The following is a 16,024-nucleotide window of genomic DNA, read 5'->3' as shown; positions in this document are numbered from 1 at the left end:
TCAGACGATGCCGTTACAATTTTAACTTGCTGTAAACTACGAAATTTCACATCGCCAGATTTACCCAGCATCTATTAAAACATTCCCATGAACATCATCCCCGCCCCCATCCCCGATGTTCTCCTCATCGAACCGCAGATATTTACAGACGATCGCGGTTTTTTCTTTGAATCCTACAATCAACAAAAATTTATAGATAAACTGGGTATTACAGCCAACTTTGTGCAAGATAACCACTCTAGTTCAAAACAGAATGTCTTGCGCGGACTGCATTATCAAATCATTCAACCCCAAGGTAAACTGATTCGCGTCGTTGTTGGTAATATTTTTGACGTAGCCGTAGATTTAAGAAAAAGTTCCCCCTCCTTCGGACAATGGGTAGGTAATGAACTGAGTGCAGAGAAGCAACAACAAATGTGGATACCTCCAGGTTTTGCTCACGGGTTTCTCGTACTTTCCGAACTTGCCGAAGTTATTTATAAGACTACAGATTACTATTATCCACAAGGCGATCGCACTATTCTCTGGAATGACCCAGATTTAGCCATAGACTGGCCTATTAAACAACCACCAATATTATCAGCCAAAGATAGCAATGGTAAGCCATTTAAAAGCGCGCAAGTCTATGAGTAAACTCACATCTTTTGTAGGGTGGGCATTGCTTGAGATTTGCTTAAATTCGGAGTTTTATATTTTTAGCTGTGCATCGCCTGAAGTTGATTGAGAATGTTGCAAGATATGACTAAATCAATCTTACTACTAGGTAGCAACGGTCAAGTCGGGCAAGAAATCCAGCAAATCCTTTCACCCCATCACCAACTTATCGCACTTGCACGCCCTAGCATAGACCTAACTCGACCCGAAAACCTGCGTCAAATTATCCGCGAAATCCAACCACAGATTATCATTAACGCCGCCGCTTACACTGCTGTAGACAAAGCCGAAACCGAACCAGAACTAGCCACAACCGTCAATGCAACCGCACCTCAAATTATTGCCGAAGAAAGTCAAAAACTCGGCTCATTTTTAATTCACCTGTCCACAGATTACGTTTTTGATGGTGAACAAAGTCACCCATACCAAGAAACAGATACAACCAACCCCATAAATATTTACGGTAAAACCAAACTAGCCGGAGAAATAGCAATTGGGCAAACTCACCCCCATCACATCATTCTCCGCACAGCTTGGGTTTATGGAACATTTGGTAAAAGTAACTTTGTCAAAACTATGCTACGACTCGGTAAAGAACGCCAAGAAATCCGTGTAGTAGCAGATCAAATTGGTACTCCCACATGGACGCAAGATATCGCTCACGTCATCGCCCAAATTATACCCCAGTTAACACCAGCAATTGCGGGAATTTATCACTATACCAACAGTGGCGTTATTAGCTGGTACGACTTCGCTGTGGCTATTTGGGAAGAATCTCAACATCTAAACTTTCCCCTCACAATTAAAAACATTGTTCCTATCACTACAGCCGAATATCCCACCTTAGCCCGTCGCCCGGCTTATTCTGTTTTGGCTTGTGGAAAAATATCACAATTTCTCGGAACTTACCCCCCCCATTGGCGACAAAGACTAAGACTAATGCTCAAAGACTTACTGTTAAACTCATAAATATTATGAAAGCACTAATTCTTTCCGGTGGTAAAGGTACACGTCTACGTCCACTCACTTATACAGGTGCAAAACAACTTGTCCCAGTTGCCAACAAACCAATTTTATGGTATGGAATTGAAGAAATGGTTGCGGCTGGTATCACTGATATTGGTATTATCATCAGCCCAGAAACAGGGAAAGAAGTACAAACTAAAACCGGAGATGGCCAGCGTTTTGGAGCTAAAATCACCTATATTTTACAAGACCATCCAGCCGGACTTGCTCATGCTATCAAAGTCGCCCGTCCTTTTTTAGCCGATTCACCCTTTATTATGTATCTGGGTGATAACCTGATTCAACAAGGGGATTTAAAAAACTTTCTGCGACAATTTACCAAACAACAACCAGATGCTTTAATTCTTTTGCATGAGGTTGTCAATCCTACCGCCTTTGGTGTAGCTAAGGTGGATGATGTAGGACGGGTATTAAAATTAATTGAAAAGCCCAAAGTTCCACCATCAAATTTAGCATTGGTGGGTGTTTATTTTTTTTCTGCCATTATTCATGATGCGATTTCTCAAATTCAGCCCTCAAAAAGAGGCGAGTTAGAAATCACCGATGCTATTCAATGTTTAATAGATCAGCAAAAACAAGTTGTAGCTTGTAATCTAAATGGGTGGTGGTTAGACACTGGTAAAAAAGATGATTTACTAGAAGCTAACCGGATAATTCTTGATACCTATTTAACAACATCTAATGTAGGCGAAGTTGATGGCAAAAGTCAGATAATTGGACGAGTTCAACTTGGTGTTAATTCTAAGATTATTAATTGTACAATTCGCGGGCCAGTAGTTATTGGCAGCAATTGTTATTTAGAAAATTGCTTCATTGGCCCTTATAGTAGCATTGCTGATAATACCACGCTGATCGATACAGATTTAGAACACAGCGTCATTTTAGAAGGTGCGAAAATTGTCGGAATTAATCAGCGTATTATTGATAGCGTCATTGGTCAACGCGCACAATTAACTATTGCTCCCCGTCGTCCTAAAGCCTTACGATTTTTGATTGGTGATGATTGTCAAATTGAACTGACATAATTTATTGCTAATTTTCACAGAATATTCTGCATAATCTGGGCGGGAGATAGTCAAAAATGGTAGGCTAAATTTAACTTGAGTTTCTGCTAACTGTCAAATTCCCCATTGCCAGATTTATGAGCGTGTAAATTTTGAAAATAAAGCGGATTAATCACAACATGAATACATCAATAGAACTACCTAGTGGCAAAATTTTAAATGTTGCTCGGTTTATTGCTCTGCTTCCAGCTAGCGACAGTGACAATAGTAGTTATCAACTGATTTTAGAAGGATATCCTCACCCTATTAATTTGGAATTATCTGATGCTCAGAGTTTGAAAAAATTTCTGGAATTAGAGAAAGACAACACAGATAGCACAAATCAATCAGGATGGGATAGAGAAAAGCAATTGCTGAAAAACCAACGAGCTATGGAACTTTTAGCAAAACTTATTGAACAGAATAAAAATATGTCTGATACTGAATCATTACAGCGACAAAAATTTTTTGAAGAATTCAAAAAGACTGTTGATGAACAAAGACTTCCGGGACAAAAATTATATTCAGAGTCATGATAGTTTTTATTGATTCAGGCGTGCTGGGAATTCTAACTAATCCTCACAAAACTGGTGAAGTATTTGATTGTGAAGAATGGCTTTATAGATTACTTTCTCGCGGAATTTATGTTTGTTCTTCTGAATTGTGTGATTACGAGATTAGAAGAAGTTTAATATTAACATCTCTCAAGCAGACTCAACCGCCCAGCATTCAAAGCTTAGATGAACTTCGAGAAATTATTTCTTTCCTACCAGTCACATCAGAATTATTGAAAAAAGCATCAAGTCTTTGGGCTGACGCTCGCATTCAAGGTGTCCCGACAGCAGATAATAAAAGTCTTGATATTGATATTATTATTTGTAGTCAGTGGCAAATGTTGAAAGAAGAATTTCCGGCTCGTTATATTGTAATTGCTACTACCAATGTCAAGCACTTAAGTCGCTTTGCTGAAGCTAAAATATGGAGAAATATTACAATTAATTAAAATGAAATTTTCAATAAAATAATTATGGAAAATGTGTTTTAACTGTTGTTAACAACTACAAAATCTGACATTTTGCACTATTCTCAATCAGCGTCAGGTGGGCATTGCTAAAAACGTAAAGCTGAGGATTTGAGCGCATCTCAAGCAATGCCCACCCTACAAAAATTGTGATTAAGCAACAGCCATAATGTGAGATAATTCAAAATCCAAAATTATTTTTGATAATTTTGGATTTTGCATTTTGCATTTTGAATTTTTATGGTGTTCCCACTGCGCCAGAGTAAACTATACCCCGTTGCAAATCCATAGTTATAATTGCGCCATCACGAATTAGTTCTGTAGCTTTCTTCACACCCACAATTACGGGTACACCTAGACGTAACCCAATTACAGCACCGTGACTGGTTAAACTTTCATCTTCTGTAATAATTCCGCCGGCTTTGCGAATCGCATCTACATATTCAGCACCAGTGTGAGCAGCGACTAAAATATCACCAGGGCTAAAGTTACTGGTATCTAAACCTGTGTGAGCTACTCTAGCACGACCACTGACTGAACCTTGTCCGAGTCCAATACCTTGACCGAGTATTGCTGTTACTACCTCAACTTTAATTAAATCGGTTGAGCCGGAAACGCCTTGCAGTGTACCAGCTGTCATTACCACCAAATCACCCTCAAACAACAATTTATGCTCCTGCGCCACATTAATTGCAGCTTGGAAGGTTTGACCAGTGGAAGGTAATTCTAAGACTAATAATGGCTTAACTCCCCATACCATCTGTAGCTGTCGGGCGACATTAACGTGGGGTGTGACGGCTAAAATTGGTGTGTGAGGACGGAATTTTGAGACGTTGCGAGCTGTTGCCCCGGTTTGGGTGAGAGTCATAATTGCGGCTGCTCCCAATTGTTCGGCAATTTGACCGACAGCTTGGCTAATGGCGTTGGGGATAGAGCGACGATTATCTCGTACTTGCCGTAATTTGGCGGCGTTGTCTTCTTCCTGCTCGATGCGTTCGGCAATTCTGGCCATTGTCGCCACGGCTTCCACTGGGTAGCTACCTACAGCCGTTTCATTAGAAAGCATTACCGCATCTGTGCCATCTAAAATGGCGTTGGCTACGTCTGAAACTTCCGCACGGGTGGGACGGGGGTTACTCACCATGCTGTCTAACATTTGGGTAGCGGTGATGATGGGAATTCCCAAGCGGTTGGCTGTAGCAATTAACCGCTTTTGCAGTACGGGTACATCTTCGGCTGGTAGTTCTACACCTAAGTCACCTCTGGCTACCATTACGCCATCACATAAAGCTAGAACTGCTTCCATTTGTTCAATAGCTTCATGTTTTTCAATTTTGGCAATGACTGGGACTTGTTTCCCGGTGCTGGAAATTAATTCTTTAATTTCGATGATGTCTTGGGGGTTACGCACAAAGGATAATGCTACCCAGTCTACACCCTGGTCTAGACCAAACATTAAATCCTCGCGGTCTTTGTCGGTCATGGCTTTGATGGAAAGGTAAACCCCAGGGAAGTTTACACCTTTGTTGTTAGATAATTTACCTGCAACTGTGACACGACAATGTAAATCACCTTTTTCACGGTTGATAGCCTCTACCATCATTTCTACTCGACCATCATCGAGGAGAATTTTCGCGCCTACGGGGACTTCTTCTGCTAAATAATCGTAGGTGACACAGCTTATTTCTTGAGTACCGACAACTGGGCGATTTGTCAAGGTGAAGCGATCGCCTTTCGCTAAGACTATAGACCCGTTTTCAAACTTTCCCAAGCGAATTTTTGGCCCTTGCAAGTCTTGGAGAATTGCCACTGGCTGATTTAGTTCAAAGGCAGTTTGCCGAATTAAGCGAATATTACGCTGATGGTCGGCATGAGAGCCGTGGGAGAAGTTGAGCCGCAGCGTTGTTGCACCCGCTTCAATAATTGCTTTTAGCATTTCTGGGCTGCTAGTGGCGGGGCCTATTGTTGCGACAATTTTTGTCCGGCGTACAGAATCTCTTAATTGCATAGGGGCTGATTCAAGGGAGCTATTTAGTGAGTCATAGTAAATTGAGGAGCGTTTGATTTTCAGTCACTGCTATATCCGTGACTTAAACGACGCTAGAGGTGGCGGAACTGTGACACAGAGTAGATATCGTACACCAATCTGGGTTACATCCTTCCTCACTGAGAAATTTTTACATCAAGATTATTCCTGATGCGGATAGCACACCCTAATCAGCAAATGATCAAGTCTTGTCTGGAATGATAGCGTTATTCATCTAATACTAGACAAAGTTTGTAGATAAATCTTGCTCAACAAAACCTTACAAAACTTTATTATTTACTAATCTTTGTCGTATATTCGTAATGTTTGAACAAAAAGGAGATAGTAATGCTCACATTGGAGGCACAGCAGCCGCTAAAAGTCCCACCGAAGGAATTTTTAGAGCCTCCTGGTGATTTTAACCCCACAATGCTGTTATTTCTGTCAGCTGTGGTCATGTTGGTGTTGTCTAACTTTGGTTATTGGCTTTGGCAATGGCCTCATTGGTTATGCTTTAGCATTAACACCTTAGCATTGCATTGTGCGGGGACAGTGATTCATGATGCTTGTCATAAGTCTGCCCACCGCAACCGGGTAATTAATGCGATGTTAGGACATGGTAGTGCGTTGATATTGGCTTTTGCGTTTCCTGTGTTTACGCGGGTGCATTTGCAGCATCATGGCCATGTTAACCACCCTAAAGACGACCCTGATCATTATGTCTCCACTGGTGGGCCTCTCTGGCTAATTGCTGTGCGGTTTTTGTATCACGAAGTCTTTTTCTTTCAACGGCAACTGTGGCGTAAGTATGAATTACTAGAGTGGTTTATCAGCCGCTTGATTGTAGTCTCAATTGTGTATATTTCCGTTCAGTACCACTTTTTAGGCTATATTCTCAATTTTTGGTTTATCCCGGCTTTTATTGTGGGGATAGCATTGGGGTTATTTTTTGATTATCTCCCTCATCGTCCGTTTGTGGAGCGCGATCGCTGGAAAAATGCCCGTGTCTACCCTGGAAAACTGCTCAATATCCTGATTATGGGGCAGAATTATCATCTAATTCATCATTTGTGGCCTTCTATTCCCTGGTATAATTACCAGCCAGCTTATTATGTGATGAAACCATTGTTAGATGAGAAAGGCTGTTATCAAACTTCAGGTTTGTTGCAGAAAAAAGACTTTTTTGAGTTTGTTTATGACATCTTTTTAGGGATTCGATTTCATCATCATCAGGAATAGAATTCTCGAAAGATTAAACTCTATGTTTAGTTCTGCATATCTCCAACTTAGTAAGGTTTTGCAAAATCTGGTTGAGATTCCAACCGATGAAATTGCAAAATTATCTCGTGTCTTTCAACCACTAACTTTAAAGAATGGAGATTTTTTGATGCGGGCGGGTGAAATTCCCTCCCAAATTGGTTTTGTGGTTTCAGGTATTTTACGCCTCTACTATGTGAATTCAGCCGGGACTGAATTCACAAAATCCTTTTGTCCAGAAAATCATTTTGTTACTGCCTACAGTGCGCTAGTTTTAAACCAACCTGCCAAATTTTTTATTGAAGCTTTAGAAGACTCTTTATTGTTAGTTGTAGATTATAGTCAGTACGTGCAATTATGTGCAGTTCATTCATGCTGGCAAACTATTAATCATAAATTGGTTGAGGCGTTGTTTATTAAGAAGGAGAAACGGGAGGCGGAGTTACTTCTTGATGACGCTACCACACGATATCAAAACTTTTTGAAAGAGTACCCCAATTTAGAAAATAGAGTTAAGCAATATCATATTGCGTCTTATCTGGGAATTTCACCTGTGTCTCTCAGTCGCATTCGCAAAAATCTTCAGCAAAATTAACATAAGTTAATGACTTCACCATTGTTTCAGATTACATCTAAACAAGATGTTATCTAATGCGATCGCACTCAACTGGCAATGGTGAAAACAACCCTACATCCTTTTATCCTTTACACAGGCTTTTTAGCATTTTTGGGCTTCGGAGTCCTAAATCCGATTATGCCGACTTTGGTGGGGCTTTATGGTGGCACAGCGTGGGAAGTTGGGCTGCTATATGCCGCATACTCACTAGCCCAATTTTTGACCTTGCCAGGAATCGGCTGTCTTAGTGATGTCTATGGGCGGCGATTTATGATGCTGGTGAGCCTTTTCGGGGCTAGTTTGGGATATTTCATCTTTGGGAGTGGTGGCGCATTAGCGTTACTGTTTGCGGGATGGCTGATGGTGGGGCTAACTGATGGTACTGCTAGCATTGCGTTTGCAGCGATCGCAGATTCTACCACCCATCAACAGCGCACTCGTGCTTTTTCCTGGGTGAGTGCGATGATAGCCCTGGGGTTGATTGTCGGCCCGGTTGTGAGTGGGGTAATGTCTGGGATTCATCCTAGTTTACCTGTGTATGTTGTGGCGATCGCCTTTTTTGTGGCTTTGGTGTGGGGCTATTTCGCCATGCCAGAAACTTTACCACCAGCCCAGCGTTCTCCCAAACCTAGCTTTGCTCAGTTAAATCCTTTCACGCAATTGCAAGCCTGTCTCGCACTGCCGCATCTGCGCTGGCTGATGTTAAGCTTTTTGATTGTCAATATGGCGATGTTTGTGCTCATTTCTAACTTACCTGCTTTAGCAAATGAGCAATTTAATTGGCAAGCATCACAAATTGCCCCGTTATTTGCCCTATTTGGTGTAATTAGTGTTTTCGATCAAGCAATTATTATTCCGTGGTTATTGCCCAGATGGGGCGAAGTCCGCATGGCATTTTATGGTGCGTTAATCACCGGATTAGCTTTTACTTTGTCTGGCGTATTCGCAATCACTGGCTCAGTGATGGTTCTCTATATCAGTATTGTACTTGTAGGAATTGGACAGCCTTTAGCAGAAACTTCCTTAATTGGATTGATGTCCAAAAGCGTTGGGGAAAAAACTCAAGGGCGAATCAACAGCAATATTCAGACAGTACAAGCTTTAGCTAGAATGATTGCCCCATTGTTAGCTGGTTGGTTATATCAAAACATTAGCCCATCTACACCTTATTGGTTCAGTGCTGCCCAAATCCTTGTAGCTGCTGTTGCTGTCAAGTGTTCAGTGAAGAAATTTACAATGTCAACCCAAGGTAATACAGTTTTAATTACTGGCGGTTCATCAGGAATTGGTTTAGCACTGGCGCGAAAGTTTCTGCAAGAAAACAATACAGTGATTATTACTGGACGTAATCCCCAAAAATTAGCTGATGTTAAGAAAATATTCCCTGAAATAATCACTGAAGTTGCTGATTTAAATGATTTCAAGGCTTTGCAAAAGCTAGTTAATTTCTACCCAAATGTAAATATTTTGATTAATAATGCAGGGATTCAATACAACTATGAATTTATTAATCCAGAGATAAAATTAGAGTTAATTGAGACAGAATTACGCACTAATTTAATTGCTCCATTGCAATTGATTAAATTGATGTTACCCCATTTGCTGACAAAAAAAGAAGCGGCTATTGTTAATGTTTCCTCTGGTTTAGGATTAGTTCCTAAACAAAGTGCGCCTGTCTACTGCGGTAGTAAAGCGGGAATACATATTGCTACAAAAGCCTTGCGGTGGCAATTGGAAAGCACATCTATTAAAGTGTTTGAAATTATTGCGCCTTTAGTGGATACACCGATGACTCAAGGACGGGGTAAAGGGAAAATCTCACCTGATGCGTTGGTAGATGAATTCTGGGATAATTTTACAAGCGATCGCTATGAGATGCGAATCGGTAAAACTAAACTGTTGTTTTTCCTCCAGCGATCGCTTCCCCAAGTAGCTGAGAAAATTATCCGCCCTGGAATTTAGCAAAATCGGGCGGAAGCTAGTTTTTCTAACCGAGTTAAACTTTTGACTCTACTGCTTGCGGTGGGGCTTGTAACGCCTGGGGTAAACTCCAATCAGGACGTAGTTTCTTAGCTTCGCGCAAGTAAATATGATAAACGGGGGTAGAGACTGGTAGATAGGCGTGGATTAAAAACCGGATGCAACGCTGTAAACTACCCTCAACGTGCATTTGCTGCACATCTAGCATAGCTACATTATCCCAACCGGGGCGAGGTCTGGCGATCGCCGCCGGAAAAATCGCATCTAAATCTCGCGTCACAGAAAAAGTAACACTAATCATGTCCCGTGGGTGGAGTTGATTTCGTCTTTCCAGTTCGTCTAGTAGTTCTGTCACCGCTTCTCGCATCGCTTCTACTGTGTTCTCAGAAACTGTTGTTGCTCCACGAATCGCTTGCATTCGCCACTCCACGCCAAAATCCTCCTGAATTAGTTATTAGTCATTAGTCATTAGTCATTAGTCATTAGTCATTAGTCATTAGTCATTAGTTATTCTTCTTGTCTCCCTCATCTCCCTCATCTCCCTCATCCCCCTCATCCCCCTCATTCCCCCAATCCCCACTTCCCTATTTTCTGCGCTACGGTCTATATAACCATAACGGTAAACCACTGGTAGACATTTCAAATTCCAGCCAGTCAACTCCTGCGCCTAGTTTAGAAGAAACTTGACGACTCCCTGGTAAAATCCGACTTAATAGGGGTTTACGTTCTTCTAAGGTATAACAGGGGGTTTTCTCAGGATCAAGTCCAACTAACTCTGCTGTCCAACGTCGGGCATCTTCTTCCGTTCCCAAGCGGTCTACAATACCCAATTCTAAAGCTTGTTGCCCAGTGAAAATCCGTCCATCAGCAAAACTTTTCACTTTTTCTACTGCTAAAGACCGCCCCTCGGCTACAGTTTGAACAAACTGCTGATAACTGGTGTCAATCAACTCTTGTAAGATGTGTTGTTCTGGCTCGGTTAATTCCCGATCAAATGCCAAAATATCTTTGTAAGGGCCTGACTTAATTACCTTGAAGGAAACACCAATTTTTTCTAACAGGCGTTCTAAGTTATTCCCACGCAGAATTACACCTATGCTACCCGTGATAGTTCCGGGGTTAGCCATGATGTGTTCCGCACCCATACCAATGTAAACGCCACCAGACGCGGAAATATTGCCAAAACTGGCAACAATTTTGATTTTTTGGCGTAAACGCTTGAGCGCACTGTAGATTTCTTGCGAATCGCCAACAGTACCTCCAGGGCTATCAATGCGTAGCAGTAAAGCGGGAAATTTCTTTTCCTCAATCGTCTTTAAGGCTTCTAATACCCGTTTGCGCGTAGCACTAGCGATCGCACCTGTAATTTCAATTCGTGCAATTTGTTTCCGAAACTTGGACTTGAAAGGCCAAACCATGAGCAACTAAAAAACCTAGTAATAATTTCAATATAAATGGTATAGCGGCAAAATAACCCAACTAGGGCGAGTTCTGTGAGCATCGCTAGTGCTGATTTCTAAGTAAAAATACTAATTTATCGCCTTAGCACTTCTCTTTTCAGCAGTACCATTCAGAATTTTAATGAAATTTTTCTGGTTGGCGTAGATGTTTGTTTGCTATTCTCGTTGCATAGCAATTGAATTTGATCCCTGACAACTTAAACCAGCAACAAAGACATTCCTTGTCAATAGACATAGGTTTGTTTCCTGGATGCCAGCATGAAAAATTTTAGCTGTACTCAGGCAAGGTAGTAAATATATAGATTTTAGTAATTTAATGACTTTTTAATTGATGCTTTTTTATAAACTTAATTAATACTCACCGATTAACTCCAATACTTACTGCTGTCAGGAATTACAAACACTCTAGTTTTGAGAATGCTTGGCATTTTGGTATGTAGTTGCTCAACATCTGGCGATCGCAATTCTCTCACTAGGAATCAAGACGCAAAATTTGGTAACGGTAGTAAACGTAAGTATCAAACAGCCCACCCACAAAACCACAAGTGAGGCTAATTACCAAAATCCCATTCAAACTAGAGCCATTACCAAAAATAGATAAAAAAGTCAAGATACCAGAGGCACATAATTCAGCCAACTCTTGCAGAAGGGGAATATAGCCACTGACACCCAAAAATAGCAATACGCCACCGATGAACACGAAAGGAGTCACGAAACTAAAAATAACCGAAAGCATCAACGAGCGAAGATAGTTAGTAAAGGTAGACATTTCCGACATCCTCTAAAATCAAGTCAAAAATAGCCAATCAGCTATCCGTTCTCTTCTACAATACGAGCGATCGCCCCCCAAAGGTCAATCTGTCAAAAATCTTAAGTTTTCATTAAAAAACACAGTGACCGGGTACACTCAGTGCATTAGCTTCAAGAAACATAATATTTTCTAAAACCCTTATTAAATCAAGCTTATATTTTAAAATATCGGTAATTTACAACTTTTAACCTGTTTATGCAAAGCAATGTTATCTGAGAAAAACATTAAGCTAAATTAAGATTCCCCAGAGAGTAAGCTTCCAGAGCAGGGGGAGCAGGGGGAGCAGGGGAGGCAGGGGAGGCAGGGGAGGCAGGGGAGGCAGGGGAGCAGGGGAGCAGGGGAGAGAAACTAATGACTAATGACTATTGACTATTAACTATTAACTATTGACTATTAACTATTTCCTTTCGCTATTCTTAAGTCAGTCACTTAGTTAGCTACAGAACATTGACTGGAACTACATCCAAATCGGGGTTAGGAACGTGGAGTCAGCGATTGCTGGCGGCGGTTTTTCTGGGTGGACAGGCTATAGTTCACCTACTCAGGGGTAAAATCCACTGGCGCAACACTACAGAGCAAATGGCAGCAGTAGGACCAGATTCTCTATTTATTGCCCTGTTAACTGCTGTATTTGTTGGTGCAGTATTTACAATTCAGGTAGCGCGAGAATTTATTAATTTTGGCGCGGGTAATCTTGTCGGGGGAGTCTTGGCGGTAGCTTTAACACGAGAATTATCACCCGTGCTGACAGCCGTTATTTTAGCAGGTCGTGTTGGTTCTGCCTTTGCAGCCGAAATAGGTACAATGCGCGTGACTGAACAAATTGATGCTTTGTTAATGCTCAGAACCGATCCTATTGATTATTTAGTTATTCCCCGTTTACTAGCTTGTTGCTTGATGCTGCCCATTTTAACCCTTCTGTCTTTGGTGACAGGAATGTTGGGGGGGTTGGTGATTGCGTCAAATATGTATGGAATATCTGATACTGTATTTCTCGATTCAGCGCGTAACCTTGTCGGTATCTGGGATATTTTCAGCGCGATGATTAAAGCTTGCTGCTTTGGAATGTTAATTGCAGTCATTGGTTGTAGTTGGGGTTTAACCACCACAGGGGGAGCCAAAGGTGTAGGACAATCAACCACAACCGCCGTTGTTACCGCTTTGCTAATTATCTTTATTAGCAACTTTTTCCTCTCCTGGATAATGTTTCAAGGCACAGGTAGCGCATTGTTACAAGGATTTTAATAGTCATTGGTCATTAGTCATTAGTCATTAGTCATTAGTCATTAGTCATTAGTCATTAGTCATTGGTTTCTCTCCTCCGCTTCCTCCACTCCCTCATCTTCCTCATCTTCATCATCTCCCTCATCTCCCACCCTGCGGGTTCGCGTAGCGTCTCTGTTCGCGGAGCGTCCCGTAGGGAAAGAGAAGCAAGCTACATCTTCCTCATCTCCCTCATCTCCCCTACCTGACACATAACTTCTAAAATGGGGTTAGTGTCAATTAATAAAGCAGGACGGGAAACTGTGACAAGTTCAATTGCCCCAAACTCCGCATCAACTGTGGAACTTAAACCTAGTTACAATATTCCTGTAATTCTGGTAATTACTGCCATTCCACTCATGTTTATACAACCCGTGGTAGGAGCGGTGTTTGCGCTTTTGGGTTTATTTCTCTTATTCCAAACTGTAACGATACGTTTGCAATTTACCGCCACTGACTTAGATATTAAACGCGGTGAAACTCTAATTCGCCGTTTTCCTTACCAAGAATGGCAAAACTGGCGGATATTCTGGAATAAAGTCCCTATCTTGTTTTATTTTAAAGAAATTAACAGTATTCACTTTCTGCCGATTTTGTTTGACCCTACTACACTCAGACAATGCTTAGAAGAACGTTGTCCACGGATTTAGTAGCAACTGCTTTGTGTTGAGTAGTTTCGAGTTAGACTGATGACTCAGGAATTTTCAAGCAAGTCAAAACTATTGATTCGCATTATAGGAATTGCATTATAGTCTATGAACCCAGAGGAATCTCAAACCCCAGAACCGATTGATGAGTGGTTGGAGCAAATTGAATTAGAAAACCCAAAGCCAGAAAATCAAGAAACATCCTCTCAAGAGTCAGTTGTGGAGATAGTAGCCGAACATCAATCTGTTGAGTTACCATCAGACAATACAAATTCTGATTTGCCTGTCCCTGATCAAGTGCAAGATGTCACAGGTGAGTCAAAAGTAGAGTTGCTTCAAGAGTTAGAAGCAGAAGACACAGCACCGGAATCAGAAATACAATCAGAAGCAGAAGCACAGCAACGCATAGCTGAACTGCAAAGCACTGAAGCAGCCCTAAAACAAGAAATAGCTGAACTGCAAGCTAATTATGACACTCTCAAAGAACAACTCAGTGAAACTCAATCCGCACTGGGAAAAATTGTCCAGGAGTCTTTAGTACAATTAGAACAACGTAAACAAACCCTACAAATTTCCATTGAGCAACTAGAACGCCGCCAAGAACGTATTCGCAATGAAATGCGAACCAGTTTTGCAGGGGTGTCTCAAGACTTGGCTATTAGAGTACAAGGTTTTAAAGATTATCTCACGGGTAGTTTACAGGATTTAGCAGCCGCAGCAGAGCAATTAGAGCTAGTACCTGCTGTCACTGAAAGAGAAAAACCAGCAGTAGTTATCAAAGAAAGTAAACAGGTTGAACCCCAACCAGGAACGCCGCAATTTGCTGCACAACAATTTCAAGATACAACTAAGCAAATTCGTCGCCTGATTGATCAATACCGCAACAAGCCTGATTATTATGGCCCGGCTTGGCAATTACGCCGGACTTTTGAACCAGTTCACGCCGAAAGAGTAGCCAATTGGTTTTTTAGTCAAGGGGGACGGGGTGCTTTGCGGACAATGGGTAGCCGCTTACAGAATGTTTTGATTGCTTCGGCGATTATTTCGATATTGCATAAATTGTATGGCGATCGCCTACGTACTCTAGTCTTAGCTAATACACCAGAACGTCTCGGTGAATGGCGGCGGGGTTTACAAGATTGTCTGGGTATCGGTCGTCCAGATTTTGGCCCTGACCGGGGGGTTGTATTATTTGAAACAGCAGACGCTCTCGCACAAAAAGCAGACCGTTTAGTTAAAGCTAATCAACTACCCTTAATTCTCATAGATGATTCTGAGGAGCAAATTAGCCTGGGATTACTACAATTTCCTCTGTGGTTAGCTTTTGCCCCTGATCCTAAAACTATGAGAAGTTATGAAGATGATTTTTAGTTAGTCATTAGTCATTAGTCATTAGTCATTAGTCAACGGAAGTGTGGAACTAGCCCCGAACAGTCACCAGTACGGAGGATGAAATGGTTGTTACACTGCAACTGAGTCAAATTGATGTTAAACCAGGTCAGTGCTTGACATTGCGGGATATTAGTTGGACAGAGTTGGAAGCAATTTTAGATGAACTGGGAGAACATCGCGCTGCACGGGTTGCCTATTATCAAGGGGTGCTAGAAATTCGGATGCCATTACCGGAACATGAAGTTACTAAAGAACTCATCGGTGACATGGTTAAGGTTGTACTAGATGAGTTAGGACTCGACTGGGAAGGTTACGGCTCAACCACATTCAAGCGTTTAGAAATGTCAGCAGGTATCGAACCAGATACCTGTTTTTATATCCAAAACGCGCGTAAAATGATTGGCAAGCGACGGTTAGATTTGTCAGTTGACCCACCACCAGATTTAGCAATTGAAATTGATGTCACTTCCAAAACTCAGCTTTCTGCTTATGTGGCGTTGAGAGTACCTGAACTTTGGTGTTATGCAGATGGCAAGTTACAAGTTTTTTTACTGGAGCAAGGAGAGTATATTCAGGTAGAAACTAGCCCAATATTTGGTCAATTGCCTGTAATTGAGGGAATATTGCAATTTTTACAATTAAGTCTGACACAAGGTTCTAGTACAGCACGACGAGCATTTCGTCAGTGGGTGCGTGAAATTTTAACAAAATCGGCGTAAGTCCCCACCTATAAGAATGGAATGTGGGGATATAAGCCGGGATGCGACGATTGTATCTCCGACAATGCCGTAAGGCGAGAAGGAGATATATGAGGAGTAGCCAAATATT

At 41.6% G+C, this 16,024-nt stretch carries 17 protein-coding genes; 12 read left to right on the top strand and 5 right to left on the bottom strand.

Going from position 1 to position 16,024, the window contains the following annotated elements; translation table 11 throughout:
* The first annotated feature begins 87 nt into the window (after positions 1-87).
* From rfbC to A3775_RS12800, 5 genes are all read left to right on the top strand, one after another.
* Complete coding sequence (gene rfbC, locus A3775_RS12820; RefSeq protein ID WP_066425233.1) at positions 88-633, top strand: dTDP-4-dehydrorhamnose 3,5-epimerase; 546 nt, start codon at positions 88-90, stop codon at positions 631-633.
* A 105-nt stretch (positions 634-738) separates the two neighbouring features.
* A complete protein-coding gene (gene rfbD, locus A3775_RS12815) occupies positions 739-1,623 on the top strand; it encodes a dTDP-4-dehydrorhamnose reductase (RefSeq protein ID WP_066425273.1) in 885 nt (294 codons plus the stop codon).
* Positions 1,624-1,628: 5 nt separating this feature from the next.
* Positions 1,629-2,705, top strand: a complete 1,077-nt coding sequence (locus tag A3775_RS12810; RefSeq protein WP_066425232.1) for a glucose-1-phosphate thymidylyltransferase — start codon at positions 1,629-1,631, stop codon at positions 2,703-2,705.
* Between the two features lie 158 nt (positions 2,706-2,863).
* Positions 2,864-3,259 (top strand): hypothetical protein, encoded by a 396-nt coding sequence (locus tag A3775_RS24660; RefSeq protein WP_066377104.1) that lies wholly within the window; start codon positions 2,864-2,866, stop codon positions 3,257-3,259.
* On the top strand, positions 3,256-3,726 hold the full coding sequence (locus A3775_RS12800) for a nucleic acid-binding protein (protein ID WP_066377106.1): 471 nt from the start codon (positions 3,256-3,258) through the stop codon (positions 3,724-3,726). Before A3775_RS24660 ends, A3775_RS12800 begins: the two co-directional genes overlap by 4 nt.
* A 256-nt stretch (positions 3,727-3,982) precedes the next feature.
* Here A3775_RS12800 and pyk read toward each other — a convergent pair whose 3' ends face one another.
* Positions 3,983-5,752: a pyruvate kinase gene (pyk, locus tag A3775_RS12795; protein WP_066377108.1), complete on the bottom strand. Its 1,770-nt coding sequence runs from the start codon at positions 5,750-5,752 to the stop codon at positions 3,983-3,985.
* A gap of 366 nt (positions 5,753-6,118) precedes the next feature.
* Between pyk and crtR the strand changes: the two genes are divergently transcribed.
* The 3 genes from crtR to A3775_RS23585 all read left to right on the top strand — a co-directional run bounded on the left by crtR (position 6,119) and on the right by A3775_RS23585 (position 9,605).
* Entirely contained in the window at positions 6,119-7,009 is an 891-nt protein-coding gene (crtR, locus tag A3775_RS12790) for a beta-carotene hydroxylase (protein WP_066377111.1), read from the top strand.
* A 22-nt stretch (positions 7,010-7,031) separates the two neighbouring features.
* Positions 7,032-7,622 (top strand): Crp/Fnr family transcriptional regulator, encoded by a 591-nt coding sequence (locus A3775_RS12785; protein WP_066377112.1) that lies wholly within the window; start codon positions 7,032-7,034, stop codon positions 7,620-7,622.
* A gap of 78 nt (positions 7,623-7,700) precedes the next feature.
* Positions 7,701-9,605 (top strand): MFS transporter, encoded by a 1,905-nt coding sequence (locus A3775_RS23585; RefSeq protein ID WP_082803735.1) that lies wholly within the window; start codon positions 7,701-7,703, stop codon positions 9,603-9,605.
* A gap of 34 nt (positions 9,606-9,639) precedes the next feature.
* Here the strand turns inward: A3775_RS23585 and aroH are convergent, their stop codons facing one another.
* The 3 genes from aroH to A3775_RS12765 form a co-directional block, all read right to left on the bottom strand.
* The gene (aroH, locus tag A3775_RS12775; protein WP_066377113.1) at positions 9,640-10,053 is read right to left on the bottom strand and encodes a chorismate mutase; all 414 of its coding nucleotides are present in this window, start codon (positions 10,051-10,053) and stop codon (positions 9,640-9,642) included.
* Between the two features lie 166 nt (positions 10,054-10,219).
* Positions 10,220-11,041, bottom strand: a complete 822-nt coding sequence (sppA, locus tag A3775_RS12770) for a signal peptide peptidase SppA (protein ID WP_066377114.1) — start codon at positions 11,039-11,041, stop codon at positions 10,220-10,222.
* Positions 11,042-11,555: 514 nt separating this feature from the next.
* A complete protein-coding gene (locus A3775_RS12765; RefSeq protein WP_066377280.1) occupies positions 11,556-11,852 on the bottom strand; it encodes a hypothetical protein in 297 nt (98 codons plus the stop codon).
* A 489-nt stretch (positions 11,853-12,341) separates the two neighbouring features.
* Between A3775_RS12765 and A3775_RS12760 the strand changes: the two genes are divergently transcribed.
* On the top strand, positions 12,342-13,139 hold the full coding sequence (locus A3775_RS12760) for an MlaE family lipid ABC transporter permease subunit (RefSeq protein WP_066377116.1): 798 nt from the start codon (positions 12,342-12,344) through the stop codon (positions 13,137-13,139).
* 59 nt (positions 13,140-13,198) lie between these two features.
* On the opposite strand, the gene A3775_RS24240 is transcribed toward A3775_RS12760, so the two are convergent.
* Entirely contained in the window at positions 13,199-13,369 is a 171-nt protein-coding gene (locus A3775_RS24240) for a hypothetical protein (RefSeq protein WP_156481625.1), read from the bottom strand.
* Positions 13,370-13,381: 12 nt separating this feature from the next.
* Between A3775_RS24240 and A3775_RS12755 the strand changes: the two genes are divergently transcribed.
* The 3 genes from A3775_RS12755 (at position 13,382) to A3775_RS12745 (ending at position 15,915) form a co-directional block, all read left to right on the top strand.
* The gene (locus tag A3775_RS12755) at positions 13,382-13,807 is read left to right on the top strand and encodes a DUF3119 family protein (RefSeq protein WP_369815945.1); all 426 of its coding nucleotides are present in this window, start codon (positions 13,382-13,384) and stop codon (positions 13,805-13,807) included.
* Between the two features lie 105 nt (positions 13,808-13,912).
* Complete coding sequence (locus A3775_RS12750; protein WP_066377120.1) at positions 13,913-15,175, top strand: DUF3086 domain-containing protein; 1,263 nt, start codon at positions 13,913-13,915, stop codon at positions 15,173-15,175.
* Between the two features lie 83 nt (positions 15,176-15,258).
* Complete coding sequence (locus A3775_RS12745) at positions 15,259-15,915, top strand: Uma2 family endonuclease (RefSeq protein WP_066377122.1); 657 nt, start codon at positions 15,259-15,261, stop codon at positions 15,913-15,915.
* Positions 15,916-16,024 lie beyond the last annotated feature (109 nt).

The organism is Anabaena sp. 4-3 (genome assembly GCF_001597745.1).
Classification (GTDB): Bacteria; Cyanobacteriota; Cyanobacteriia; order Cyanobacteriales; family Nostocaceae; genus Trichormus.
Note: the sequence above shows the minus strand (reverse complement) of the source record. Positions and strands in the feature narration are given on the sequence as shown.